Raw genomic sequence first — 24,304 nt, forward strand, 5'->3', positions numbered from 1 at the left:
GGGGCTTACTTTTGAAAAAATAAACCCCGAAGTCCAATTTTACTGGGCTTCGGGGAGGATATTTATGCTCTTTTGAGTTTTACCGGACAGCAATAATTGGAAATATTGGTGTACGGCTATATGCCAATGCAAGCAGTAATTTAAGCGGTTTTTGTCAACGGCTTTTAAATGGTTTCTATGATATAAGGTTTGACGTCTCTGTGGAAGTGGCGTGGCCTTGATACCATATAATCTAATGATTATGAACGTATACAATAAGATAGCAAATTGGTATTTCTCAAAGAATGCCTTGCCCTATTGGAGCATTCTTATACTCGACTGTTTGATTTGTTACATATCAGGCATTTTGGTTTTTTGGTTATATTATCACGGTGCTGTAACGCTTGGAAATATAACCATCTTATCCAAGACCATCTTGGTTTATATGTGTTTCAACCTGATAGGTTTTCGCGTTTTTCGCACCTATAGTGGCATTCTCAGGTACTCATCGTTTGTTGATTTGCAGCGTGTGGCCTACGCCATGGCTATGAGTTGTGCCATTGCAGAGGTGGCCCATTATGCCATTTACAACTGGGAAATGAACTTCGTGCGATTACAAGGCCGCCAGATTTTTCTCATGTATTTTATTGCCACGATCATGATGTGGGGGCTGCGCATATTTATCAAGACACTTTATGATGTAGCCTTCAGTAGTGACAAAGGCGTTAGAGCGTTGGTATATGGCGTGCAAGAGGGTGGTGCGGCATTGGCCAAGATGATAAGAAACTCCAAACCTTCAAAGTTCCAGTTGAAAGGTTTTATCATGCACGACAACAGGTATCGTGGACAAACAATGATGGGTGTCAATATCTATCAACCTAATGAGCGGCTTGAGGAGGTGCTGATAGATCAAAATATTCAGGCCGTGTTGGTATCTCCGTTGCAGACCAGCCGTTTTAGGGAGGATACCAAACTGCAAGATTTACTCATCAACAATGGGGTGCATATCTATATAGTACCAGAATCACAAGAGTGGAAAGATGGTGACGACCTTCAGTCTGTACAACTCAACGAAATCAAGATAGAAGATCTTTTGCCGAGAAGTGAGATAGAAGTCGACATGAATGCCATAGGTGACATGTTGAAAGACAAACGAGTGATGATTACCGGTTCGGCAGGAAGTATCGGCTCGGAGATGGTGAGGCAGATAGCGTCTTTTCATCCTGCCCACCTCGTTCTTGTGGATCAGGCTGAGACGCCGCAGCATGACATTCGGTTGATGATGGCGAGGTGTTTCCCGAATATACCCTGTGAGACTATCGTGGTGAGCATAACGCAGAGAGAACGAATGGAACACATCTTTGCCAAGTACATGCCCGACTATCTTTTTCATGCCGCGGCCTATAAGCATGTGCCTATGATGGAGGATAATCCGAGTGAGGCTATATACAATAATGTAAACGGAACCAAGATAATCGCGGATCTAAGCGTGAAGTATGGGGTGAAGAAATTTGTGATGATTTCTACCGACAAGGCTGTCAACCCCACAAACGTGATGGGATGCTCGAAACGCATTTGTGAGATTTATTGCCAGAGTTTGAGTGAGGCTGTGAGCGCCGGGCATGTCAAAGACGGCAAAGGTCGCGTTGCCTGCACGCAGTTTGTGACCACGCGGTTTGGCAATGTGTTAGGTTCAAATGGTTCTGTCATTCCTCTTTTTGAAAAACAAATCAAGGCTGGTGGCCCTGTCACCGTGACCGACCCCAACATCATACGTTTCTTCATGCTCATATCTGAGGCTTGCAAACTTGTGTTGGAGGCTGGAACGCACGGCAAAGGTGGACAGATATTTGTGTTCGACATGGGACAGCCCGTGCGCATTGCCGATTTGGCCAAGCGAATGATTAAGCTGAGTGGCGTTCAAGGTGTGGAGATAAAATACGTGGGTTTGAGACCGGGCGAAAAACTTTATGAAGAGGTGTTGGCAGGGGCTGAAAACAGTCTGCCGAGCTTCCACGAGAAGATCCGGATAGCCAAAGTGAGAGAATATGACTTCGTCGAGGTTGAAAAACAGATATATAAACTTATTGAGGTGGCCTATACTTTTCATGACATGGATATTGTCCATGAGTTGAAAAGGATCGTGCCAGAATATGAGCCAGACAAACGACATTTTGTCTTAGAAGATGATAGCAAAAAGTCTTAAGTATGTATTATGAGCTTGAAGGAACTGTTTTTTAAGTTGATTAGGTCGGAACTGTGGCAAGAAGAACTACCCAGTGGAATGTCAATAGACCATGACAAGTTCCAAAAATTGATGGCTATGGCTCGAAAGCAGACGGTAGAGGGCTTGGTGTCGTCTGCATTTATGCAAAACAATGTAAGCTTGGGCGTTGTCGATGCAGCTCGGTTGTTATCGGTATCTGGCAGTATAGTAAAAGCAAATAGGAATATTAACAATGAGGTGAAAGCACTCTGTACAATGCTGTCAGGTCGAGATGTGAAATATTTTTTGGTAAAAGGACAAACCTTAGCCATGCTTTATCCACATCCAGAAGTGCGAACATGCGGTGATATAGACTTCTATGTTTTCCCAGAATATTTTGAAGAGGTTGTTACGCTTATTGAGAAGGAGTGGCAAATAACTATAAAAAGATGTGAGGAGGATGAGCAACATATAAGTTTTGAGCACCATGGTGTGATATTTGAAATGCACTATTGCCTCATGAAATTTTCATCTTCTCGCAATCAGAAGGAGTTTGACCGGATGATAGACACTTCTTCGTTATCTTATCGATACATAGATGATGTAAGGGTTCCCATACTGGATGAAACGTTGAATTTGGTATATACGTTCTTGCATCTCTACCATCACCTTATAGAGATAGGTGTGGGTTTGCGGCAATTTTGCGATGTCGCAATGATTATGAAGCAGATGGATTTGGATGCGGAACAAAAGAAGCGCGTCGTCACCATTCTTCGAAGGTTGAATTTTGAGAAAGCGTTTCATGTTATAGAATTCATCTTAAACAAATATCTTGGATTAGACGATAGCAAGCTTATACTGCCTAAAGGAAACGAGGAAAATAAATACGTGGAATTTTTTATGCGTATTGTTTTTAAACGAGGAAACTTTGGAAAATATGGCCGCAAGAACGCTGTGCGTTCCGGGTGGAAATATAATTGCGAGGTGTTTGCTATCAAGGTAAAACACTATGGGCGAACCATTTTATTGTCACCAAGGGAAAATATAGCTTTTATATTTAAACAATTACCCAAGAAGATTATATCGATGGTATAAGAAAAATAGCGTAGATGACCGTCATTGGTGTTAAGGGCATAGCATTAGAAAACGGGTTTTAAAAACTAAACAATACAAATATTGTGAATGCAAAAGAAAAAAGGAATGAGCTTTTGGCTCAAAAGCTTATCCAAAACTTAAAAAAACGCCATTACGAGGCTTATTTTTGCAAAAACACGAACGACTTGCTTGATCGAGTCAGGCAGTTGATACCCGTGGGCAGCTCGGTGAGCTGGGGAGGGTCGGTCACTATAAGATCAACAGGTATAACCCATATGCTAAAGAATGGCGAATACAAAGTTTATGACCGCGATGATGTAACGACACCAGAAGACAAGTTTCGTGTTTACCGTAAAGCATTTGAATGTGATTACTACCTCTCAAGTGTCAATGCGATGAGCGAGGATGGAGTAGTCGTGAATATTGATGGTAATGGCAATCGTTTGGCCGCCCAAGTATGGGGCTCAAAGCATGTAATCTATGTGGTGGGATTGAACAAAATATGCCAGGACACCGACGCGGCGATGAAGCGGGCTCGCTCTACGGCTGCGCCGACAAACATGTCGCGTTTTGGCTTTAATACACCATGCCAATCAGATGGCACTTGCCACAACTGTCTTTCGCCTGATAGCATCTGCAATTATATCTGCATACAACGCATGTCGCATCCAGCCGGTCGTCACATTGTGATATTGGTGGATGATGTTTTGGGCTTTTGATTGACAGAAGCATTATCTTGAGTGAACTTGTGGTGGACTATGTCTGAAGGGAACGACACTTTTTTCTATACTTCAACCGAAGATAGATGGAATGCTTGGAGCCATGCCGCTGGTATTGTGTTGGGCATGGTGGTTGGCGTTATGTTTTTGAAAAAATGTGTGGGCGCATACGACACGATGGCGATTGCCAGCGTGTTATTCTATTTGTTTGGTATGCTCAATTCTTATTTGGCCAGCACGATTTATCACGCTATGGCGCCAAACTCGCCGTGGAAAAGTCGTTTCAGGTATTGGGATCATGTGGCGATATATTGGCATATTGCCGGTTCTTATGCTCCGGTGACGCTGATAGCGCTTCGTTCGCAGGGACATTGGGGTGTTGGTTTGTTTGTTTTTGTTTGCCTATGTGCCGTGGCGGGAACCTTTTACGCCCTTGGCGGGTTGAAGAGGCATAGTAATTTCGAGACGCTGTGTTATGTGGCAATGGGCCTTAGTGTTTTGGTAGCTTTCGGCCCTTTGCTCCGCGCTGTTAACGAGCAGACCATAGGATGGTTAGTAGGGGAGGGAGTGGCGTATATAACAGGTGCCCTTTTCTACACCTTGCACAAACGAAGATACATGCATACGGTATTCCACTTTTTTGTGTTGTTGGGAACGTTCTGCCATGTCATGGCTGTATGGAATATACTAATCACATGTGAATAGTAAAAAAGGTTGTGACAATTTGTACTCATAAAGATGGAAGGAGAAAACGGTGCGACGTGCCAAAGCAGCGACTGGCTAAGCCAACTCGCTGAGTTCTAACCATCGCATCTCTTTGTCATCAAGTTCTTGCTTGAGGAGTGGCAATCGCTTGCTTTTTTCAGTTAGCTCCTCAACAGACAGCTTACCGCTGCATAGCGCGTCTTCAAGGGCCTTTTGCTCTGCCTCCAAGCTGTCAATATCTTTGGAAAGTTGTTCGAACTCGCGCTTTTCCTTGTATGACATACGCTTGCGGGTGTCATTGTGATAGTTTTTGGAGGGTTTGCTGTCTGCATTATTTTTGTCGTCCTGCCTTTTGTTTTTTTCTTGTTTTGATTTGAGAGAACACCATTCTCGATACTGTGTATAGTTGCCCGGGAAGTCGGTGACGCGACCCTCTCCCTCGAACACCAAGAGGTGATCTACAACCTTATCCATGAAATAACGGTCGTGGCTGACAATGATGACACAGCCGGGAAAATCTTGCAGATACTCCTCTAAGACCTGCAGTGTTTGGATATCAAGGTCGTTTGTAGGTTCGTCGAGAACGAGAAAGTTGGGGTTTCGCATCAGCACGGTGCATAGATACAGTTTGCGTCGCTCGCCGCCGCTGAGCTTATAGATGTAATTGTGCTGCTGCTCAGGTTCGAACATAAAATAATTAAGGAACTGGGAGGCCGTCATCTTGCGTCCTCCACCGAGGTCTATGACATCTGCGATGTTGGTCACGGCGTCTATCACTTTGTCGTCATCATCGAATGTCAACCCCTCTTGTGAGAAATAGCCGAAGCGTACGGTCTGCCCAATGTCAAAGCGACCGCCATCGGGTGGCACAAGGCCGAGGAGCATTTTGACAAAGGTGGACTTGCCTGTTCCGTTAGCTCCCACGATGCCCATCTTCTCGAAACGGGCAAAGTTGTAATAAAAATTGTCTAAGATAATCTTCTCGTTGCCATCGCTGTCTGCAAATTTTTTTGAAACATACTGACATTCAAAGATTTTAGACCCTATGTACACGTTGCTGGCTTTGAGCCTAAGTTGTCGGTCTTGTATGCGCTGATTAGCTTTAGATTGCAATTCATAAAAGGCCTCTTCGCGGTATCGGGCTTTGTGCCCTCGTGCTTGAGGCATGCGGCGCATCCATTCAAGCTCTTTGCGATACAAATTGTTAGCTCGTTGAATTTCGCTGCGCTGATTGTCAATGCGCTCTTGCCTCTTGTCCAAATAATAGGCGTAATTACCACGGTAGGTGTAGATATTTCGGTCGTCAAGCTCAATGATCACATTGCATACGTGGTCAAGAAAATATCGGTCGTGGGTCACCATGAGAAGCGTGAGCGTAGAGCGCGAGAGATAATTCTCAAGCCAAACAATCATGTCGAGGTCGAGATGATTGGTGGGTTCGTCAAGAATGAGAAAGTCGGGCTGGGTGATCAGGACGTTGGCGAGCGCCACTCTTTTTTGCTGTCCGCCACTCAGTTGACGCATGGGTTGGTCCAAATCGAAGATATGAAGTTGTGTTAATATCTGCTTAGCCCTTAACAACCGTTCTTCGTCTCCTTGATGGTTGAAACACGCGTCAATGACACGCTCGTCTGGATCAAACTTTGGAGTTTGCTCCAAGAAACTCAATCTAATGTTATTTCTAAAAATAATCTTACCGTCGTCATAACTTTCGTGTCCAGCAAGAATTTCTAAAAGAGTGGATTTTCCAGTGCCATTTTTAGCGATGAGACCAACCTTTTGCCCTTCGCCCACGGAAAAGTTTATATCTTGAAGAAGCACTAAAGCCCCAAACGTTTTGGTGAGATTTTGTACATCTAAAAAAGGTGTCATGCCTGTTTACCTTGTTCTTCTATTTCTTTTAACACCTTTTCTATATAGTCGAGCACATCCTCTCGGCCAGTTTTCTTCTCAGAACTGGTGATAAAATAAGGTGGTAAAGTCTCCCAAGTGTCAAGTAAAGCGTTCATCCATTTATTTGCGTTTTCCTGTGCTTTAACTCGTCCAATCTTGTCGGCTTTGGTGAAAATGATGGAAAAAGGAATGCCACTAATTCCTAACCAATCAATGAATTCTCGATCAATTTTCTGTTGTTCATGGCGAATATCTATTAGAACAAAGACGTTTGCTAATTGTCTACGTTGCAAAATATAGGAACGTATCATGTTGTCTAACTGATCTATTACTGTCTTCGAACGCTTGGCATAGCCATAGCCAGGCAGGTCTACAATGTACCATTCCTTGTTGATGACAAAATGATTTATGAGCAACGTTTTTCCTGGTGTGGCCGAGGTCTTGGCCAAACCTTTGTGATTGCACAGCATGTTGATAAGGCTGGATTTGCCTACATTGCTTCGACCGATGAACGCAAACTCAGGTTTGGTGTCTTGGGGACATTTAGACACCGTGGGCGCTGAGATGACGTATTGGGCTTGGTTGATATTCATGGAGTTGTGATTTTGTTGCAAAGGTAGTTAAAAATTTGTAGAATATATATTTTTTTGCTATCTTTGCGCAAAATTTATAATAAGGAAAAGTAAGATAAATTATGACTAAAAAGTTTGCCGAATATACAGGTTTAGACTTGAATAAAACAAATGAGGTGGTGCTCCAAGAGTGGGAACGAAACAATATTTTTCACAGAAGTATTGACGAGCGAAAAGGATGTACCCCATTTATATTCTTCGAAGGACCGCCTTCTGCAAACGGACATCCAGGCATTCATCACGTGTTGGCGCGCGCCATCAAGGATACTTTTAACCGCTACAAGACCATGCGTGGCTTTGAGGTGAAACGTAAGGCGGGGTGGGATACTCACGGATTGCCTGTGGAACTGGGTGTCGAGAAAGAACTTGGAATTACAAAAAAGGATATCGACAACAAATCGTCCGACAAATATATCTCGGTGGAGGATTATAACCAACGCTGCCGCAAGAACGTGATGAAGTTTACCGCTGAGTGGCGAGAACTTACGGAGAAAATGGGATATTTCGTCGATTTGGATAATCCTTATATAACCTATGATAACAAATATATAGAGACCCTTTGGTGGCTGCTGAAGCAGCTGTATAACAAAGGCCTGCTATACAAAGGATATACGATACAACCCTATTCTCCTGCGGCTGGCACAGGTTTGTCAAGCCATGAACTGAATCAGCCGGGATGCTATCGTGACGTGAAAGATACAACGGTAACAGCACAATTCTTGATAAAAAATCCAAAAAACGAATGGTGCGAACATGGTAAACCTTATTTTATAGCATGGACTACCACACCATGGACATTGCCATCGAACACAGCTCTCTGCGTAGGCCCAAAAATTGATTATGTGGTCGTGCAAACTTACAATCCGTATGATGGCGCACCTGTAACGGTAGTTATGGCAGAAGCCAGAATCGCTGGCTATTTGGATGCTAAGCAAGAGTGCAAGGAAGGAAAGCTGCCGCCCTTTGACAAGGATAAGAAGCTCTGTCCGTGGAAAATTATCGATCGATTGAAAGGCACGGAGCTCGAGGGGATGCAATATGAGCAACTCATGCCGTGGGTTAAACCGTGTGAGAAAGTTGATGATTTTGCGCCACAGTTTGTAAAGGACTATACATCAAAACATCCAGAGAAACTATTTGTAAGCCAAGAGGGCCGTGATAATTTTGTCGAAATGAGTGACAAGGCGTTTCGCGTGATACTTGGCGACTATGTGACGACAGAGGATGGAACTGGTATTGTGCATATCGCTCCAACTTTTGGCGCTGACGATGCTAAGGTTGCCAAAGACGCAGGGATACCAGGATTGTGCTTGGTTTCTCAGAAAGGCGCAACCCGTCCTATGGTTGACATGCAAGGAAAATATTATAAACTTGACGAGCTTGATCAAAATTTTGTAAAGCAATGCGTGGATATTGACGCGTATAATAGGCATGCCGGAGACTATGTAAAGAACGCCTACGACCCCAAATTTAATAAGAATGGCGTTTGGGATGCGAAGGCGTCTGAGAAAGCAGAGGATCTGAACATTGTTATTTGCATGGAGATGAAGCAGGAGGGAACGGCCTTCAAAATAGAGAAGCACGTTCATAATTACCCTCACTGTTGGCGTACGGACAAACCTATACTTTATTACCCACTTGACAGTTGGTTTATAAGAGACACGGCTAAAAAGGACCGTATGGTTGAACTGAACAAGACCATACGATGGCAACCGGAATCAACGGGTACCGGACGCTTTGGCAATTGGTTGGAAAATTTGAACGACTGGAACTTGTCTCGCTCGCGCTTTTGGGGCACGCCATTGCCTATATGGCGTGACGAGAACCGCAATGAGAAGTGTATAGGCTCTGTAGAAGAACTATATAATGAGATAGAAAAATCTGTCGCTGTTGGCGTGATGAAAAGCAATCCCCTCAAGGAGAGAGGATTTGTGCCTGGCGATTACTCTCAAGAGAACTATGACAAGATTGACCTCCACCGCCCTTACATTGACTATATAGTTTTGGTTACCGATGAAGGTAAGCCCATGAGACGTGAAACCGACTTGATAGACGTGTGGTTTGACAGTGGGTCTATGCCATACGCCCAGCAACATTATCCGTTCGAGGGAGCCATCAACGCAGAGGGGTTGAAGAGAGTTGGTATGAGCGAGGATGCTTATCGACGCTTACTTGTGCATAGTACCTATGAGGGAATACCCATTCCTCCTGCGTTTTTCCCAGCTGATTTTATCAATGAGGGTGTGGACCAGACGCGTGGATGGTTCTTCACACTGCATGCCATTGCCACGATGGTGTTCGACACGGTGGCTTTTAAGAATGTCATTTCAACGGGGCTTGTGCTTGACTCCAAGGGCAACAAAATGAGTAAGCACGTGGGCAACGTGACCAATCCGTTTGAGATGATAGACAAGTATGGCGCCGATGCTGTACGTTTTTACATGATGACCAACAGCGAGCCGTGGGATAACCTAAAGTTCGACGCTAACGGAGTTGATGAGGTAAGACGCAAATTCTTTGGTACGTTGTATAATACCTACAGTTTTTTCGCGCTCTATGCCAACGTTGACCACTATGGCGTAGACAGTGGCTTGCATATGCTCACGGAGCGCAGAGAGGGCTTGAAGGAGATAGACTTATGGATTCTTTCGTGCCTGAACACGTTGGTCAAGAATGTGGAATCCGAGCTTGACAACTATGATCCTACCCGTGCAGGACGATTGATAGACAACTTCGTGAACAACGATTTGAGCAATTGGTATGTGAGATTAAATCGTAAACGTTTTTGGGGCAAGGAGATGAGCGCGGACAAACTCGCGGCTTACGACACGCTTTATACTTGTTTGCTGACTGTATCTAAATTGCTGGCGCCGTTCGCTCCGTTTTATGCGGATCAGCTTTACCATGATTTAGGCGGCGGGATGGCATCCGTGCATCTTGATAATTTCCCGGAAGTGAATGAAGGTTTCATAGACCTTGACTTAGAGAAACGTATGGATTTGGCCCAAAAGATCACCTCCATGGTATTGGCTTTGCGTCGTAAAGTCAATGTCAAAGTTCGCCAGCCGCTGCAGCAAATATTAATTCCCGCCGTGGACAAAGAACAGCGTGAACATATCGAGGCCGTGAAAGAGTTGATCATCCATGAAGTGAACGTGAAAGAGTTGAAGTTTGCTGAGGGGCAAGGTATTTTGGTCAAGCGAGTGAAATGCAATTTCCGAGTGATGGGAAAGAAGTTTGGCAAAGACATGAAAGGTGTAGCCTCGAAGATGGGTGTGCTGACACAAGATGAGATATCCCAGTTCGAGAGACAGGGACGTTACAGTTTTGAGTTGGACGGAAAGGTCGTGACCGTAGATGTCGCGGATGTCGAAATCATATCCGAGGACGTTCCCGGATGGTTGGTAAGCAATGAGGGAAATCTTACCGTCGCACTCGAAGTGGAGCTTACTGAGGCTCTCCGGCAAGAAGGAATGGCTCGCGAGCTCATCAACCGCATACAGAACATGCGAAAGGAAGCGGGCTTGGAAATCACCGACCGCATCAGTGTCGTTGTCGCCCCGAACACCGAAACCGACGTTGCCATCCACGCTCACGCCGATTATATCAAATCCCAAGTGTTGGCCAACGAAATCTTAATTGCTGACAATGACGGGGATGAGGTCGATTTTGACAGCTTCAAATTGAATATAACAATCAAGAAAATACAACTTTAACCTAGTGTTTGCCAGTATGGTCCATGTTACGACTGTGCTGACAAAACATATTATTTTATTTGTCTTTATGGAAATAAAAGCACGTTATTCTGACGAAGATCTTGAAGAGTTTCGTGGAATTATCAATGATAAGCTTAAGATAGCGAGAAGCATTTACAACGATGCCATGCGCCAGTTGATGAATGCTGATAGTAATAATGACGATGATACGGCCCCAACCTATAAGATTATAGAGGAGGGAACGCAGGTCATCGAGCGTGAAAATCTTATTCAAACGGCCCAGCGTCAACAAAAGTTTATCCAAGGATTGGAGGCCGCGCTTGTTAGAATTCAGAACAAGACCTACGGAATAGACCGTATTACTGGTGAGTTAATACCAAAAGAACGACTTCGCGTGGTGCCTCATGCTACGCTCAGCGTGGCTTCCAAGAACGCAAGAAATAAATAAAACCATGAAGAAAAAAAAGACTTTTATGACTGATGGCCGAATGGCTTGGATACTGATAATAGCGATCCTTGTCATAGACCAACTCATTAAAATAGAGGTCAAGACCAGCATGTCATTGGGCGAATCCATTCATGTGGCCGATTGGTTTTACATTTATTTCATTGAAAACAACGGCATGGCGTACGGCATGACGTTTATCAACAAGCTTGCTTTGAGCCTTCTCCGCATCATCGCCATAAGTGCAATAGGATGGTATATATGGCGCATGGTGAGACGGCAAGCCCGGACACGCTATATTATTTTCCTTTCTATGATCGTGGCCGGGGCCGCTGGCAACATCTTCGACTCCATGTTTTATGGTCTTATTTTTTCAGCATCGTCTCCCTATTATATCTCTTATTTTGTGCCTTTCGGCTCAGGATATTCATCTTTCCTGATGGGAAAAGTTGTCGATATGTTTTATTTTCCGATCATTCAAACCACTTGGCCAAACTGGGTTCCTTTCTTTGGAGGCAATGATTTCGTGTTTTTCTCGCCGGTATTCAATTTTGCCGACGCCTGCATTACGGTGGGAGTCATTTGCTTGCTGCTGTTTTGCCGAAAGGACTTTGACACCAAGGCCAATCCTGATACGGCAGAAAGCGCACCCAATCAAACCATAGGCTCAGAAGAATAAGTATGAAACAGCGTGGAGCGACATTCGTCTTAGTCATAGCTCTATTCGCAATGGGGCTGTTCTTGGGGTGCAAACCGTCTGTGCCTTCAAAGTATCTTTCGGAAAAAGAGATGGAAAATTTGCTCTACGATTTTCATTTGGCAGAAGCCATGGCACGTCAAGATGATAATAATTATGACGCTAATCTTATGGCTTATCGTGCTGCCGTATTGAAGAAATATGGTATCAACGAAGCAGATTTTGACTCTTCGATGGTTTATTACATGCGCCATACGGGTAGGCTTCAAGACATATATAAACGTTTGGCAGAGCGTATGGAGGACAAAGCTCGAGAGTTAGGGTCATCTGAAAGTGCTTTGGCTGGACTTGGGAGAGCAAGTGCCTCTGGCGACACTGTGGATATTTGGCAGGGTGAGACTTCTCTCGCATTAATACCTTTCTCGCCTTATAATATTTATACGTTTACTTATTCTCCAGACTCAACGTTTCGCAAAGGAGACTCTTTTGTGCTTGCTTGCAATACGGATTTTATCTTTCAAGATGGTGTACGGGATGGTATTGTGAACATGTCAGTGGTGTATAAAAACGACAGTGTCGCGTCCAATGTGCTCCACCTTTCCTCATCCTCGACGCAATCGCTCTCCATCGCAGACAACGACACATTGGGTATCAAGCGGATAGTAGGTTTTTTCCTTCTCAATAAAAACAGACTGGAGGGTTCGTCCATGACCACTATGCAACTCATGAGCGTGAGCCATATACACTTGTTTAGATGCAGAGTTACCAAGCGTAAAACCAAAGGGGCGGAGCCTTCGCCATCTTTGCCATACGACAGTTTGAGTCGCGACTCGCAAAGTATGCGCTCTGCACGACAAGCTAAACGGTCAGCCTCCCTTTCCGAGCGAAATTTTCGATAGCAAATATTATTTTGTACAACTAATAATTATTTAACCTACAATACACTATGAAAAAATATTTATTAACAGTAGCTATGCTCGCCGTTGTCTCTTATGCATCGGCCTGTACCAATTTTATCGTTGGCAAGAAGGCCTCTGCCGATGGCTCGGTGATGTGTACCTACAATGCTGACGACTATGGCATGTTCATAGGCTTATGTCATTATCCTGCTGGCAAGCACGCCAAGGGCGAGATGCGGAAAATCGTGGATTGGGATACACAAAAGTATCTTGGCGAAATTCCAGAGGCTTCAGAAACTTATAATGTCATAGGCAACATCAATGAGTATCAGGTTACCATTGGTGAGACTACCTATGGAGGTCGTGAGGAGATGGTCGATCCTTCTGGTCTTATCGATTACGGTTCTCTCATCTATCTTGCTTTGCAACGTTCAAAGACAGCGAGAGAGGCCATCAAGGTGATGACTACATTGGCCGAGACTTATGGTTATTACTCCAGTGGTGAGACCTTCACTATATGCGATCCCAACGAAGCGTGGATTATGGAGATGATGGGCAAGGGCCCTAACTCCAAGAGTGTGGTTTGGGTGGCGCTCCGCATACCCGACAATGCCATCTGCGGACATGCCAACCAGAGCCGTATAGGCAAGTTTGACATGAAAGACAAGGCCAACGTGATGTATTCCAAAGATGTGGTTAGCTTTGCTCGCAAAAAAGGGTGGTACAAGGGCAAGGATGCCGATTTCAGCTGGAAAATGGCCTATGCCAAGCCCGACTTCTCTGGACGGCGCATCTGCGACGCTCGTGTGTGGTCTTTTTACAATCGTTTTGTCAAGGGTATGGACCGTTATTTACCGTGGGCTTTAGGCAAGGACGAGAATGCCGAGGACATGCCTTTGTGGATAGTCCCCGACCGCAAACTCAGCGTGCAAGATCTTGAGACGGCCATGCGCGACCATTACGAGGGCACGCCAATGGCACTTGACAGTGCTGATATAGGTGGCGGTATTTGGCAAATGCCATATCGGCCAACTCCCCTGTTCTATGAGGTTGACGGGAAAAAATGCTTCAACGAGCGTCCTACCAGCACGCAACAAACAGCCTTTAGCTATGTGTCCCAGATGCGCGGCTGGCTTCCTCGCGAGATAGGTGGTGTGCTTTGGTTTGGCAACGATGACGGCAACATGGTGGCTTACACTCCAGTTTATTGTGGTAACACCGTGCAACCCAAGTGTTACAACACGCCGGGCGCCGACGCTGTCACATTCTCTATGGACAATGCTTTTTGGGTTTGCAACTGGGTGAGCAACATGGTTTATCCACGCTATTCGCTCATGTTCCCCAGTTTGAAGGCCGTGCGCGACTCGCTTGAGCAAAGTTATTTTGCCGTTCAAAAATCCGTTGAGGACAAAGCTGTGGCGTTGTATAAGGACAATCCCCGTGCCGCTATCAAATACCTCAATGACTATAGCAACGCCAAGGCTGCTCAAATGTTGAGCCGTTGGCAGCGTTTGGCTTACTATCTCATTGTCAAATACAATGACATGGTTGTCAAGCCAGAGGTGAATGGACAATTCAAGCGCACCCCGGAGGGTACTGGCGCACGCGTGGAACGTCCGGGATTTCCACAGCCATTCCGCAAGAAATTGTACCAACAAGCCAGTAAGCGCATAGAGCTGTAAAGCTATTGCCAGATTTAACCCAGATAAAATTATAGTCGCAAGAATGTCATTTTTATGGCGTTCTTGCGTTTTCTTTTATAGGGGTGGTGTTGATAAAAAAACGGAAATCCAATAGTTGGATTCCCGTTGGAGGTGCCTGGCGGAGTCGAACCGCCTTGAACGGTTTTGCAGACCGTTACCTGACCGTTCGGACAAGGCACCAAGACTTTGTGTTAAAGCAAGTGCAAAATTAATGATTAATTTTGAAAGTCCCAAATTTTAACCATTGTTTTTTCCACTCATCGCTTGCCCAGCGTTATAAACCGGTATCCAACATTAGCCGCCGCCATCATCAAGTTAGTATCTTCAGCCTATCTGTTGGTTTGAAGAGATGGCGTGTCTATTGGCCATGTACTGCCAATAGACGATGAAATGACAAAAAGCGCATGGAGGTTTGACATATAGAAGCTGGTATGCTTTTGGGGCATGGAACAAATTATTGTGATTGAAAAAAAATGACATAAGGTTTAAAATACAGAGCGTATTTAAAAAATAGAAGCCTGTTGTTGATAAAAACGGCCAAAATCTACGTTTTCGCTACTTCGTTGTCAATCAGGTTTGTATGCGTTTATATAGTTTGGTTTTGTCTTGATTGTTGGCGTCGTGTGTTGTGTTTAATGCCTAATGGTCATGCCATTAGGCCTTAAACACGTGGTGAAGAGGCCTTAAACACGTGGCGATAAAGGCCTATATAGGGTGTGAATAAACATCAATGGCATTGCGCGGTGTGTGGATCACGTGCCATGATTGGTGGGAGAGGAGTGCTGGAACAATAAAAACGGTTCTAAAAGGCACTGTTGAAAGGGGGCTGTTTTTATGATTTTTTATTGACACAAGCCATTGCGTCACTTGGTGGGTGCACTTTATGCCGCGCTTGCATTTTCTGTTTGTATGTAATGTTGGGGAACAAGTGTGGTAAGCCTGCCACTTGAGTGGGCTTACCGTCTTAAGTCTAAAAGAGAGCAAAAGACGGCGATAGGCTATTTTCGTTTCGCTTATTTTTGTGTGCGTTGTTCGCAGAGTCAACCTGTAAGTGCAAAATTACAAAACGTGTTTGAAGAATTTGCGTTTGGGTGTAGAAAAGTTCAACTTTTCTGTCGGCGAGGGGAACTCTTTTATTGCACTTCGTTTTGGAACTTGCGAGAAGAACTCCATACAGGTTTGTTTTTTTGTGTGGATTCTTGCTTGAAACTCTCGCTTGGAGTTAGAAATAACACAACTCCTTTTCCCTCTCTATTCTCAAAGAAACGACGAAACTCATTCATGGAGAATTTACAACGCCCCTGTGCAGGATCAATAATATGGAATACAGGAGAAAAATGGTTGGAACTAATCTTGTAGCAAACCATAAAATGTTTTTGATTCCAGTGAATAATACATGGTGCTTCAAAATAATGGACCAAATCATGAGCAGATATCAATACAGGATTCGTTTCAAACTCAAGTCTCTTGGCTGCAGCGTCTAATCCATACAGTGAGACACCATCTCGTGCAATTCCGGACCACTTTCGGATGGTTTCAATTTCAATATCTTTATTGTAGTATTTCGCTATTATTTTTAGACACGTTGGACTACAATCCATCGAATCATACTGTCGAAAAGAGTATATTCGCTTATGAAAGAAAGTATCAAAAACGTTTGCTCTCATTGCTGGTCATCTTATTTCTATAGCTGGCTTTAACAGAATTAATGCGGTATGAAATGTTCAAACTAATGCCTGAAAAATCCTGAGCTTCTATTTCCCTGGAAATAATACCCGACATTTCTCTCACTCTGTAGAGTTTGTTATCAAGGAATAAATTCTGAAAATTTAGATCAAATGTAAAATTCTTGATGCTTTTTGAGAGCATAATACGATAGTTCCATCTATCAGAAAGATCCGTGAAAAGATTATTATTCCTACTTGAATAGCTGGCGTAAACCCCGGAACGCCAATTTTTCCCCATGTCTATATAGTGCTCGGTTGAGAGTCTGAGCATTGGACGAGCAAAAGAGTCACCATTGTATTCTATAAACTGTTTTTGGAAGCTGACTCCTATCAATGGAGAGTAAGGACCATATGAATCTTTCCAGTTCAGGCTGAGGAAAATCATAGAATAATCGGGAATATTGATCACTCGTTTTAAGACTACATTTTCTTTGGATTCATGTCTTGTCAATGCAGTCGTTGCTGTATTTTGTATATAATTATAGCTTACATTGAATGATAGTTTCTTGTATGTACCTAAGAGCTGTACGACATCATTTGTCTGGTTAAGCAGGAAAGGATTCCCTTGCTGATAAATGTATTGGTTTTCGATGATTATAAAGTTATTTAAGGACGAGTATGAAGGTCGATTGAGACTCCTCCTATACGACAAGGTTGTTCGAAGGTCTTTCCCAGAATAAGACAGAGAGAGAGTCGGACTTAGAAAATGAGGAGTTGGTTTATGAAAAAGTTGCTTTATTCCATTCTGGATGTATGAAGATGCTTCATATTCGTAGCGAATGCCTGCATATAATGTCAGTTCTTTCCATCTGGCTCTCATGTCAAAGAATGCCGCCCAAAGAGTTTGTCTGTTCTTAACTGTGGAATTAATGACATCGGTGGTTATTCCTTGTTCATTCTTAAAAAGGTTATTCTTGTTGAAGCTGACGGTCATTTCAGCACCATATCCCAAATTTATCCCCTTGACAGGTGTCTGGAATGATAACATTGCCGAGTTCATAGCATAACCCTGTTCGCCGGAAGTTTCTACAGTTGATGAAGTAGAAGTTTCATCGTATGAAAAGGTCTTGGTGGCACTTCCAAAGAGAAACTCATCAGTAACATTCACACTTGTTTTTCCAATCTTACCATTATAATACAAACTCGAGGTTGATTTGAACGGTCTTGTTCTTAATCGCGACGAAAACGGTGTGTTCAATAGTTCAATTCCATTTTCGGAATGTTTCAGTCCATTTGAACTAATGTCAAATTTCGCATTCCCGATATTGAAGTTAGAGATAAGACCTATATTGGTCTCTTTGGTGGGCGATATATTCAAGCCTAATCCTCCGATAAGAAAATCACTTCGGTTGATGATGTCTGATGAACTTGAGGTTTCAGACAAATTACCTTCACTATTCTGCAAAGCATAGTAATCAGTATTCTGATTTGACATGGCAGTGTGACTATAACCTAGATTGAAATTCCAATAAGTCCGTGTGTTGCTATGAGAAATATTGACTCCTGTAAATGTGCTTAGCTTGTTTTGTATTAGAGCGTATTGGGATGCAGACAGACTGGTGCTGTTTTGTTTCTTGATGGTATTTATTTTGATAATTGATTTAGTGGATGCCTTGTACTGAACTCCGGGCGTGTTAATGACTTCAACACTTGCGATGTCTTGGGAACGCAACCGCTGTAGAATACCGGCGTCCTGCACTTTTTGACCGTCAAGATAAAGTGTAGCACTACCACCTGTGCCTAAAACGGAATAGACTCCTCCTCCTCCTTGAACAAAAGGGATGCTGTTCATCAGATTGTCAATAGAGCCGCTGTTTTTTAGTGAAGGTATGACTGAAACATTGGCGACAAATGAACCATCTTTCAGAGTGAAAGCTTTACGTTTTCCCAAGACTGTCACTTCTTGCAGTTGATCAGCATGTACTTTCAAAACTATATTCGCTCCTTTTTGAGGATATAAATTCAAGGGTTGAATCAGACTTTCATACCCGATACAAGTTACTTTGAACAACTGAGGTTTTTTCCCTTCTTCTATTTCAATAGAATATGCTCCCATTTCATCGGTAACTCCTCCTGCAAGAAAAGAAGAGTCATTTGCTAATATTACTACATTAGCAAAAGCTACCGGATTCCTATTTTCAGATGATATTACTCGTCCCGAGTATTTCTCCTGAGAGAACATCGATATTTGAGATATGAAACAAAAAACGACTATAGCTAATATCTTTCTCATAATCTATCTTTTTAGTTAATGGTTTTATTCTTCGCTATATTATGGCTAATCGGATCTAGTCTTTCTTGAATATAGTATACGGTTGATATTAAAGCAGGGAATTCTGAAGGACTCCAAACGGACGTACTGTTAAAAAGTGCTTCTTTATTTTTCCCTTGTATAACATAGATGACAGAAATATCTCCAAAATAATCCTTGACAATTATCCTATTTCTTCTCTCAACCACATATACTTTTCTAAAAAAAAATAAAAGGGTTGTCAACAGGCGGAACATATTCAGCTGGAACAGCTATATATGAACATATCCAACGATCAATTTCAAAATCAAATTTATACATATAATTAGCATTATGCTTTTGGCTTGTTTTGAGACGCAGAGTCAACCAGCAAGTACAAAATTACAAAACGTGTTTGAAGAACTCGCGTTTTGGTGTAGAAAAGTTTAATTTTTCTCTCGGTCTTTCGTTCAGTTTCTTTTGTATCGACATAATTCTCTTGTCTGTGTAATGTTCAAACGAATCCTTTTTCGGTATATATTGTCTGATTAGTTTATTTGTATCTCAATGGCTCCCTTTTGCCATGAGCAAAATGGATCGGCGAAGTACACGGGCACGCCTAAGTACTTGGTAATATCCTTATGTGCCGCAAATTCAGGTCCGTTGTCTGTTGTAATGGTCTTCAGGCAGTCCTTGTATGGCAGCAACCGTTTCCTGACCGCCTTTGTCCAAATATACTTTCCCGATGGCGTGCTGTTGCGTTTGATTTCACGTGAGAGTGTTGACTGACTGATGCCGACGATTGCGGCAAACTCTTTTCTCCCTGTTTTCTTTTGGAGTAAGGCGAAAATTTGCGACCTTTGCTCCGAGGTTAATTGAGTATATTTCACAATACAAAGTTAATTAATCTTGGGGAGACAGAGGTCTCCCTTTTTTTATTTGTATTGCTGGTTGTTTTTTCCTCGCCGAGAGATGCAGACAACCTCTCGCTACGCTTCGAGAACGTCTGCATCTCTCGGCGAGGGCTACTCTTTTATTGCACTTCGTTTTGGAACTTACAGCAGAATATAATTATTAAATTGTATCTAATTGGAAATAAAGAAGTTACCTTGTTGGTATAACTGAATAGGTAACGATTTGGAAACGAGCGAGCTACTTGGCTTTGCTGTTTTCTGCCTAACAAAGAACGCTTCTTATTCTGTCTGCAAAGATAATACTTTGTTACCGAATAACAAGCGTTTATGCTAAGAAATTCTTTGTTTTGCGTTTTTTTGTAAACTCGTATGGCTTATAGTTTTCTCCCTCGTTTCTTTCTGTTCGCTTGGTATCTGAGCTTGCGCTGCCATGCTGCTTCGGCATAATCATCGCCCTGTGCGGATGGTGTAATCAAATCGCCTAACCCTTCCACAACTTCATCGGCTGCACTAACAATGGAGTCTGCCACTGTACTAATAGAATTCTGCACTTGTGGTGTGTCATTGTCTCGTGAGATAGAGGAACGGCTTTTGGATACGAGTTGATAGCCTGTATCAGGCTGTTTGTTGTTTTCTGTCGGCTCTTGTACTGTTTGATGTGGTTTCTTTGGTTCTTCCTTGTTAGTTGGTTCAAAATTCTTTTGCAAAGAACGGTAGCCGAATTCCCTGCCAATTTCGGAAGCCTTGAAGGATTGCCCTGCGTATGAGAACTTCAAGCCATAGACCTTGCCCTGCTTGTTCTTCATACGCTCTATAATAATGCCCTTCTTGTTCAACTCGTAAAGGAACATGGAGTGTCCCGTGATACCTGTTCCTTTGTACTTGTCAAGCAAGGAATAACAGATTTGCTGAACCTCTTTCTTGGTTTGCTCTCTCGTTGGACTTGCTTTTGTCTTTTGATATTTCTTTTCTGCCTTGACCTCCTTTGCGATAGTCAAGTTTTTCTCCCTGCTTATTTCCTCCGCCACTTTTGCGGCCCTATTGCTCACAAAGGTGGTATCATAGACTTCTCCGTACAGACTGATGCGGTTGACAAGGATATGAATGTGCCTGTTGTCGGTATCCTTGTGCGTTACTGCCACCCATTGGTGGTTGTCAAGTCCCATTCGCCTGGCAAACAAATGGGCTATCCACATATATTCGGACACAGACAGCTTTTTCTCGTCCTGCGGTGCGATGCCGATTTCGATACGGAGAAACTTGTTCCTGCAACGGCTGTTGTAATCGCTGACTACTTTCATTTCCTCGTAGATGGTCTTTGGATCTCTGCTGCAAAGATTGTGGAATGCAAGCCGACTACCGAGTTTGCCTTCCCTGAAAATATAGTCCAGAGCCGTGCTGCCGTGCGCTATCGCCTTACATTTTCCTATCATTTCTTGTTAGATTTAAGACCTTATATACCTCATCGTCCACACGAAAATGCGGGTCGTAAAATCGCTTAAATGCTTCTTTGGCACATAGCGAGAGGTTCTTTGTTATATGTACCCACCTTTCATCCTTAACCTTGATGAGGTTGGAAACCTGCCCATAGAACCGTCCTGTATGCTGAAGTATGGCAATGGCTTCCTTTTCATTGTCGGTCATCTTAGGAACGGCTGCCACCTCTCCATTTAGGAGTATCTCACGGCAGTAATCGGAAAACTTACGTCCCGTGCTTTCCGCCCTTGATTTGATACGCTTCTTCTCTTCACTGGTACATCTTACCTTGATGAACTCCGTTTTGTTCATCCGCTGTTCTTCTTTATCCTGTTGCTGCCATCGGGTAGCTTTTCTTCTGTATTTCTTCATATAAGTTTCTCTGAAAGTTAATCATTATGGATGATTCATTGCTGCTTAATTCCTGAACGCTGACCGATGAGAACGGAGTGATTACGGTCTATTCTCCCCGATAATTTAACGAGGGGAGCAAGAGCAGTTTGTGGATACAAACTGACGTCTTGCAATATCAGCTAACGAAACGTTTACGCACAAGGCGTTTTGCTGCTTGAAAGTGAATGCTGTGCATTCTACGTTTAACTGCGTTCGTGGTATTCCCATCATTCAGTATGTTTGACAAATGTCTGTTGTTATGTTCTCTAAAAAAGGGTTGAGGGTTTTGAGTGGAATAATAGCCCCTTTTCCCAAAAGTCCTCGCCCCCTTTTCCTGTGCCTCACAGCTTTCTCCACTTCTCTATGTCCTCACCATACTCCTCCAAATGAATGCGCACGATGTTCTCCACGAAACTTGAAAGGTTGCTACCTCTGTCGCCCAACCTGCGCACGATGAAGTCGGCACGCTCCTGCGTTTCTCGGCTCAGATAGACCGCCTTTCGGTTGCTCAGTTTTGTTGGGGCAAGGTAGGCTTGCTTGTAGGCTTCAAGCGTTTCCTTTCTCATCTTGGCACTGATGCGTCTTTGAACGGTTGCACTCTCTGTATGCTGTGCAGGTTCAGAGTGCGTAGTGTTCTCTGTGTCCTGTTCGTTAGACTCTTGAATAAGTCTTGCTTTCCTTGCCCGAAGTTCGGCAATGATATGTTCAGACGATTTTTCTATCTGATTTAGTCCAAAATACTGCTTGGTGGAATGGATGGTATTCTCTATTCCCTCGTTACTGACTTTTTGCTTTTCCATGTTTTTATCTCATTTTATGTTTGACTTGTTTTGATTTCATGTTTTGATTTTGTTCTGTAACCGACATCCGTGTCCGTTCCTGCGCTTTCTGCTGCTCCTGTTTACGCATACGGCTGACATGAAACTCGTTGAGGTCTTTGAAGTCCTTGTAATATTGGGACATATCCTCCACCTTGAAACCTGCCTTGACGAAATCATTGGTTGCCCTCCGTCCTGCATCGTCATTGTCAAGGAAGGCACGAATGAAAGATATTCCCTGCGCATTCATATACCGAATTGCTTTGGCGGTATTGCTCACGGAGTTTAGCACAATACAGGCATTTGTTACTTCTTCTTTCATTGAAAGAAAAGAAAGAAAATCCATAAAACCCTCGAATACACAAGTTGGCTGTATTTGGTTTATTATCTTGTCGGTGAATATAGGAGTAATGTCCTTCGGAGCTATCGTTCCCTTGAACGAGTGATTGTCTCGGAGCTCATATCCTCCCAACAGGTTGGCAAAGCCAATGGCTTGGTAGCGCCTGCCCCTTACCTCATAGCTGATACATTTAAGGAAAGGCTTTGCCTTTTCCAAATCAATGCAGCGTACCTTTGTAAGATACTCCTGCAAATGTGGCGGTAGGGTGTCTGATATGCTTATCAGTTTCCTTGTCTCGTTTGCAGCCATCGTTGGTTGTAGATTGTTTTGTGAGAAGTCTTTGTGAGAACTATATACTGTATTATCGGGAGCGTTCTGCCCCAAGCGGTGGATGGCTTCCAAGAGTGTGCAGCCCTCCAAGCGCATACAGAGGTCAATGATACTTCCGCCCCTACCTTCGGCATAGTCTATCCAGAGATTCTTCTGCGTGTCCACCTTAAAACTCGGATGCGTTTCCTCTCTGAGTGGTGAGCGGTACAGCGCATAGGAAGGTGTTCTGCGCATGGGTTTGATACCTTTCCTTTCAAGATACTCCACGATGGAGTATCGCTTGATGAGTGATAAATCTTCTTCTTTCATTGCTTGAATAATTTAAGTGATTGAGTTATAATCGATTGTATGAATTATATTTGATTACATTTGAATGAATTTCCCTTTTCCTAACTTTTTCCCCTCCAAACTTTTTCATCTTTCTTCTTACTACATACTATTTTGTGATAAGTGATTGATAATCAGTATTACTTTGTAGTATAAGACAATACTACACATTCTACTACATTTGGCTACTACAAGTTCTAAGGAGCGGGCAGGGCAAGATTTTCCTAATTTTGTAGACATAGATGGGGCTACCTCCGTTTCTTCGTTTGCTCACCTTTATGTATCCTGCTTTCTTCAAGGCTTCGCCCATACGCTTGGCAACAAGTGGTTGGTGAGTATAAATACCCAAATAAGTGAGTATCTCCGTAGTGGTCATTAACGAATAGTTTTCATCCTCCGCTGGTTTCTCAAAACAGCGTAGCAGTAGTTCCATTTCTGCGGTCTGCACTTGAAAGTCCTCACTCTCCCTATATAGTTCGGCAATCTCGACATCATCAAACCAATAGCGAAAACCTGACTTTAACAGGGCTTTGGCTTCCGCATAAACATTGTCCATCGAGATAGCTTTTGCTCTCTCAATATCTATAGAAAGCACTTCAAAGGGCAGGAAGCGTCTGCTTCCTGTGGGGTCTGTAAGAAAATCGTTGCCGTTTACCGATGCCACGAAACTTGTCAAGTGGGGATGTTCCTCCACATATTTGTCGTAGGGCATACGGTACTTGACCATCGGGCAGGTAATAAGGTTTTTGAGTTCGTTTTCGTCACGCTTGTTGAGAGCTTTAAGTTGGTCGTCGATGTTTACGATGAGGTTTTGCCCGATATAAGTCAGCGTGTCCTTCTCCTGCGGATAGATCTTTCCCGTGTAGCTGTAACCGTGTAGGGCAGGAGGACAGAGCAAGTCAAGGAACGTTGTCTTGAATTTGCCCTGCTCGCCTGTCAGCACGAGGCAGGTATGGTTACGGCACTCACGGTCGTCCATGGCGTTGGCGACCACTGCCACGAGCCATTTGGTAAGGTATGGCAGCCACTTGTCAGAGTTGCGCACAACTACGCAACTTGC

General features: G+C 43.5%; 18 protein-coding genes, 1 tRNA gene and 2 pseudogenes. 9 read left to right on the plus strand and 12 right to left on the minus strand.

Annotated features, from left to right (window positions below):
- Window positions 1-241: 241 nt before the first annotated feature.
- The 4 genes from C7379_RS11375 to trhA all read left to right on the plus strand — a co-directional run bounded on the left by C7379_RS11375 (window position 242) and on the right by trhA (window position 4,704).
- Complete coding sequence (locus C7379_RS11375; RefSeq protein WP_116617396.1) at window positions 242-2,185, plus strand: polysaccharide biosynthesis protein; 1,944 nt, start codon at window positions 242-244, stop codon at window positions 2,183-2,185.
- Window positions 2,186-2,194: 9 nt separating this feature from the next.
- Complete coding sequence (locus C7379_RS11380) at window positions 2,195-3,280, plus strand: nucleotidyltransferase domain-containing protein (RefSeq protein WP_116617397.1); 1,086 nt, start codon at window positions 2,195-2,197, stop codon at window positions 3,278-3,280.
- A gap of 83 nt (window positions 3,281-3,363) precedes the next feature.
- On the plus strand, window positions 3,364-3,999 hold the full coding sequence (locus C7379_RS11385; protein WP_116617398.1) for a lactate utilization protein: 636 nt from the start codon (window positions 3,364-3,366) through the stop codon (window positions 3,997-3,999).
- 39 nt (window positions 4,000-4,038) lie between these two features.
- Window positions 4,039-4,704, plus strand: a complete 666-nt coding sequence (trhA, locus tag C7379_RS11390; protein ID WP_116617399.1) for a PAQR family membrane homeostasis protein TrhA — start codon at window positions 4,039-4,041, stop codon at window positions 4,702-4,704.
- A 75-nt stretch (window positions 4,705-4,779) separates the two neighbouring features.
- Here trhA and abc-f read toward each other — a convergent pair whose 3' ends face one another.
- A complete protein-coding gene (gene abc-f, locus C7379_RS11395) occupies window positions 4,780-6,576 on the minus strand; it encodes a ribosomal protection-like ABC-F family protein (RefSeq protein WP_116617400.1) in 1,797 nt (598 codons plus the stop codon).
- Window positions 6,573-7,190: a ribosome biogenesis GTP-binding protein YihA/YsxC gene (gene yihA, locus C7379_RS11400; RefSeq protein ID WP_116617401.1), complete on the minus strand. Its 618-nt coding sequence runs from the start codon at window positions 7,188-7,190 to the stop codon at window positions 6,573-6,575. The genes abc-f and yihA overlap by 4 nt, the downstream gene beginning before the upstream one ends.
- Window positions 7,191-7,291: 101 nt before the next feature.
- Here yihA and ileS point away from each other — a divergent pair, with 101 nt between their 5' ends.
- The 5 genes from ileS to C7379_RS11425 all read left to right on the plus strand — a co-directional run bounded on the left by ileS (window position 7,292) and on the right by C7379_RS11425 (window position 14,668).
- Window positions 7,292-10,945 carry an isoleucine--tRNA ligase gene (gene ileS / locus C7379_RS11405; RefSeq protein ID WP_116617402.1) on the plus strand — a complete coding sequence of 1,218 codons (3,654 nt, stop codon included), beginning with the start codon at window positions 7,292-7,294 and terminating at the stop codon, window positions 10,943-10,945.
- 67 nt (window positions 10,946-11,012) lie between these two features.
- Window positions 11,013-11,393, plus strand: a complete 381-nt coding sequence (locus C7379_RS11410) for a TraR/DksA family transcriptional regulator (RefSeq protein WP_116617412.1) — start codon at window positions 11,013-11,015, stop codon at window positions 11,391-11,393.
- Between the two features lie 4 nt (window positions 11,394-11,397).
- Window positions 11,398-12,069 carry a lipoprotein signal peptidase gene (locus tag C7379_RS11415; RefSeq protein WP_116617403.1) on the plus strand — a complete coding sequence of 224 codons (672 nt, stop codon included), beginning with the start codon at window positions 11,398-11,400 and terminating at the stop codon, window positions 12,067-12,069.
- A gap of 2 nt (window positions 12,070-12,071) precedes the next feature.
- The gene (locus tag C7379_RS11420; RefSeq protein ID WP_116617404.1) at window positions 12,072-12,986 is read left to right on the plus strand and encodes a DUF4296 domain-containing protein; all 915 of its coding nucleotides are present in this window, start codon (window positions 12,072-12,074) and stop codon (window positions 12,984-12,986) included.
- A 47-nt stretch (window positions 12,987-13,033) separates the two neighbouring features.
- The gene (locus tag C7379_RS11425; RefSeq protein WP_116617405.1) at window positions 13,034-14,668 is read left to right on the plus strand and encodes a dipeptidase; all 1,635 of its coding nucleotides are present in this window, start codon (window positions 13,034-13,036) and stop codon (window positions 14,666-14,668) included.
- A gap of 127 nt (window positions 14,669-14,795) precedes the next feature.
- On the opposite strand, the gene C7379_RS11430 is transcribed toward C7379_RS11425, so the two are convergent.
- From C7379_RS11430 to C7379_RS11475, 10 genes and pseudogenes are all read right to left on the minus strand, one after another.
- Window positions 14,796-14,869: transfer RNA gene (locus C7379_RS11430), tRNA-Cys, on the minus strand.
- Between the two features lie 953 nt (window positions 14,870-15,822).
- Complete coding sequence (locus tag C7379_RS11435; RefSeq protein WP_116617406.1) at window positions 15,823-16,356, minus strand: cysteine peptidase family C39 domain-containing protein; 534 nt, start codon at window positions 16,354-16,356, stop codon at window positions 15,823-15,825.
- Window positions 16,337-18,649, minus strand: coding sequence for an outer membrane beta-barrel protein (locus C7379_RS11440; RefSeq protein ID WP_116617407.1), 2,313 nt, complete (start codon window positions 18,647-18,649; stop codon window positions 16,337-16,339). The genes C7379_RS11435 and C7379_RS11440 overlap by 20 nt, the downstream gene beginning before the upstream one ends.
- Window positions 18,650-19,048: 399 nt before the next feature.
- Window positions 19,049-19,371: pseudogene (locus C7379_RS11445) on the minus strand (IS30 family transposase); the annotation flags it as partial.
- 90 nt (window positions 19,372-19,461) lie between these two features.
- A pseudogene (locus tag C7379_RS13245) lies at window positions 19,462-19,536 on the minus strand (hypothetical protein); the annotation flags it as partial.
- 398 nt (window positions 19,537-19,934) lie between these two features.
- Complete coding sequence (locus C7379_RS11455; protein ID WP_102697347.1) at window positions 19,935-20,993, minus strand: relaxase/mobilization nuclease domain-containing protein; 1,059 nt, start codon at window positions 20,991-20,993, stop codon at window positions 19,935-19,937.
- Window positions 20,977-21,408, minus strand: coding sequence for a plasmid mobilization protein (locus C7379_RS11460; RefSeq protein ID WP_116617409.1), 432 nt, complete (start codon window positions 21,406-21,408; stop codon window positions 20,977-20,979). Before C7379_RS11460 ends, C7379_RS11455 begins: the two co-directional genes overlap by 17 nt.
- A gap of 362 nt (window positions 21,409-21,770) precedes the next feature.
- Window positions 21,771-22,229 carry a DUF3408 domain-containing protein gene (locus C7379_RS11465; protein ID WP_116617410.1) on the minus strand — a complete coding sequence of 153 codons (459 nt, stop codon included), beginning with the start codon at window positions 22,227-22,229 and terminating at the stop codon, window positions 21,771-21,773.
- 4 nt (window positions 22,230-22,233) lie between these two features.
- Complete coding sequence (locus C7379_RS11470) at window positions 22,234-23,226, minus strand: toprim domain-containing protein (RefSeq protein WP_116617411.1); 993 nt, start codon at window positions 23,224-23,226, stop codon at window positions 22,234-22,236.
- A 193-nt stretch (window positions 23,227-23,419) separates the two neighbouring features.
- Window positions 23,420-24,304, minus strand: an 885-nt coding sequence (locus C7379_RS11475; protein WP_116617413.1) for a VapE domain-containing protein, incomplete at its 5' end; no start/stop codon positions are given.

Source organism: Hallella colorans (assembly GCF_003096815.1).
Classification (GTDB): domain Bacteria; phylum Bacteroidota; class Bacteroidia; order Bacteroidales; family Bacteroidaceae; genus Prevotella; species Prevotella colorans.

Coding starts and splice junctions, on each gene's coding strand:
- C7379_RS11375 (WP_116617396.1), top strand. CDS start 242: ATGAACGTATACAATAAGATAGCAAATTGGTATTTCTCAAAGAATGCC.
- C7379_RS11380 (WP_116617397.1), top strand. CDS start 2,195: ATGAGCTTGAAGGAACTGTTTTTTAAGTTGATTAGGTCGGAACTGTGG.
- trhA (WP_116617399.1), top strand. CDS start 4,039: ATGTCTGAAGGGAACGACACTTTTTTCTATACTTCAACCGAAGATAGA.
- abc-f (WP_116617400.1), bottom strand. CDS start 6,576: ATGACACCTTTTTTAGATGTACAAAATCTCACCAAAACGTTTGGGGCT.
- yihA (WP_116617401.1), bottom strand. CDS start 7,190: ATGAATATCAACCAAGCCCAATACGTCATCTCAGCGCCCACGGTGTCT.
- ileS (WP_116617402.1), top strand. CDS start 7,292: ATGACTAAAAAGTTTGCCGAATATACAGGTTTAGACTTGAATAAAACA.
- C7379_RS11410 (WP_116617412.1), top strand. CDS start 11,013: ATGGAAATAAAAGCACGTTATTCTGACGAAGATCTTGAAGAGTTTCGT.
- C7379_RS11415 (WP_116617403.1), top strand. CDS start 11,398: ATGAAGAAAAAAAAGACTTTTATGACTGATGGCCGAATGGCTTGGATA.
- C7379_RS11420 (WP_116617404.1), top strand. CDS start 12,072: ATGAAACAGCGTGGAGCGACATTCGTCTTAGTCATAGCTCTATTCGCA.
- C7379_RS11425 (WP_116617405.1), top strand. CDS start 13,034: ATGAAAAAATATTTATTAACAGTAGCTATGCTCGCCGTTGTCTCTTAT.
- C7379_RS11435 (WP_116617406.1), bottom strand. CDS start 16,356: ATGAGAGCAAACGTTTTTGATACTTTCTTTCATAAGCGAATATACTCT.
- C7379_RS11440 (WP_116617407.1), bottom strand. CDS start 18,649: ATGAGAAAGATATTAGCTATAGTCGTTTTTTGTTTCATATCTCAAATA.
- C7379_RS11455 (WP_102697347.1), bottom strand. CDS start 20,993: ATGATAGGAAAATGTAAGGCGATAGCGCACGGCAGCACGGCTCTGGAC.
- C7379_RS11460 (WP_116617409.1), bottom strand. CDS start 21,408: ATGAAGAAATACAGAAGAAAAGCTACCCGATGGCAGCAACAGGATAAA.
- C7379_RS11465 (WP_116617410.1), bottom strand. CDS start 22,229: ATGGAAAAGCAAAAAGTCAGTAACGAGGGAATAGAGAATACCATCCAT.
- C7379_RS11470 (WP_116617411.1), bottom strand. CDS start 23,226: ATGAAAGAAGAAGATTTATCACTCATCAAGCGATACTCCATCGTGGAG.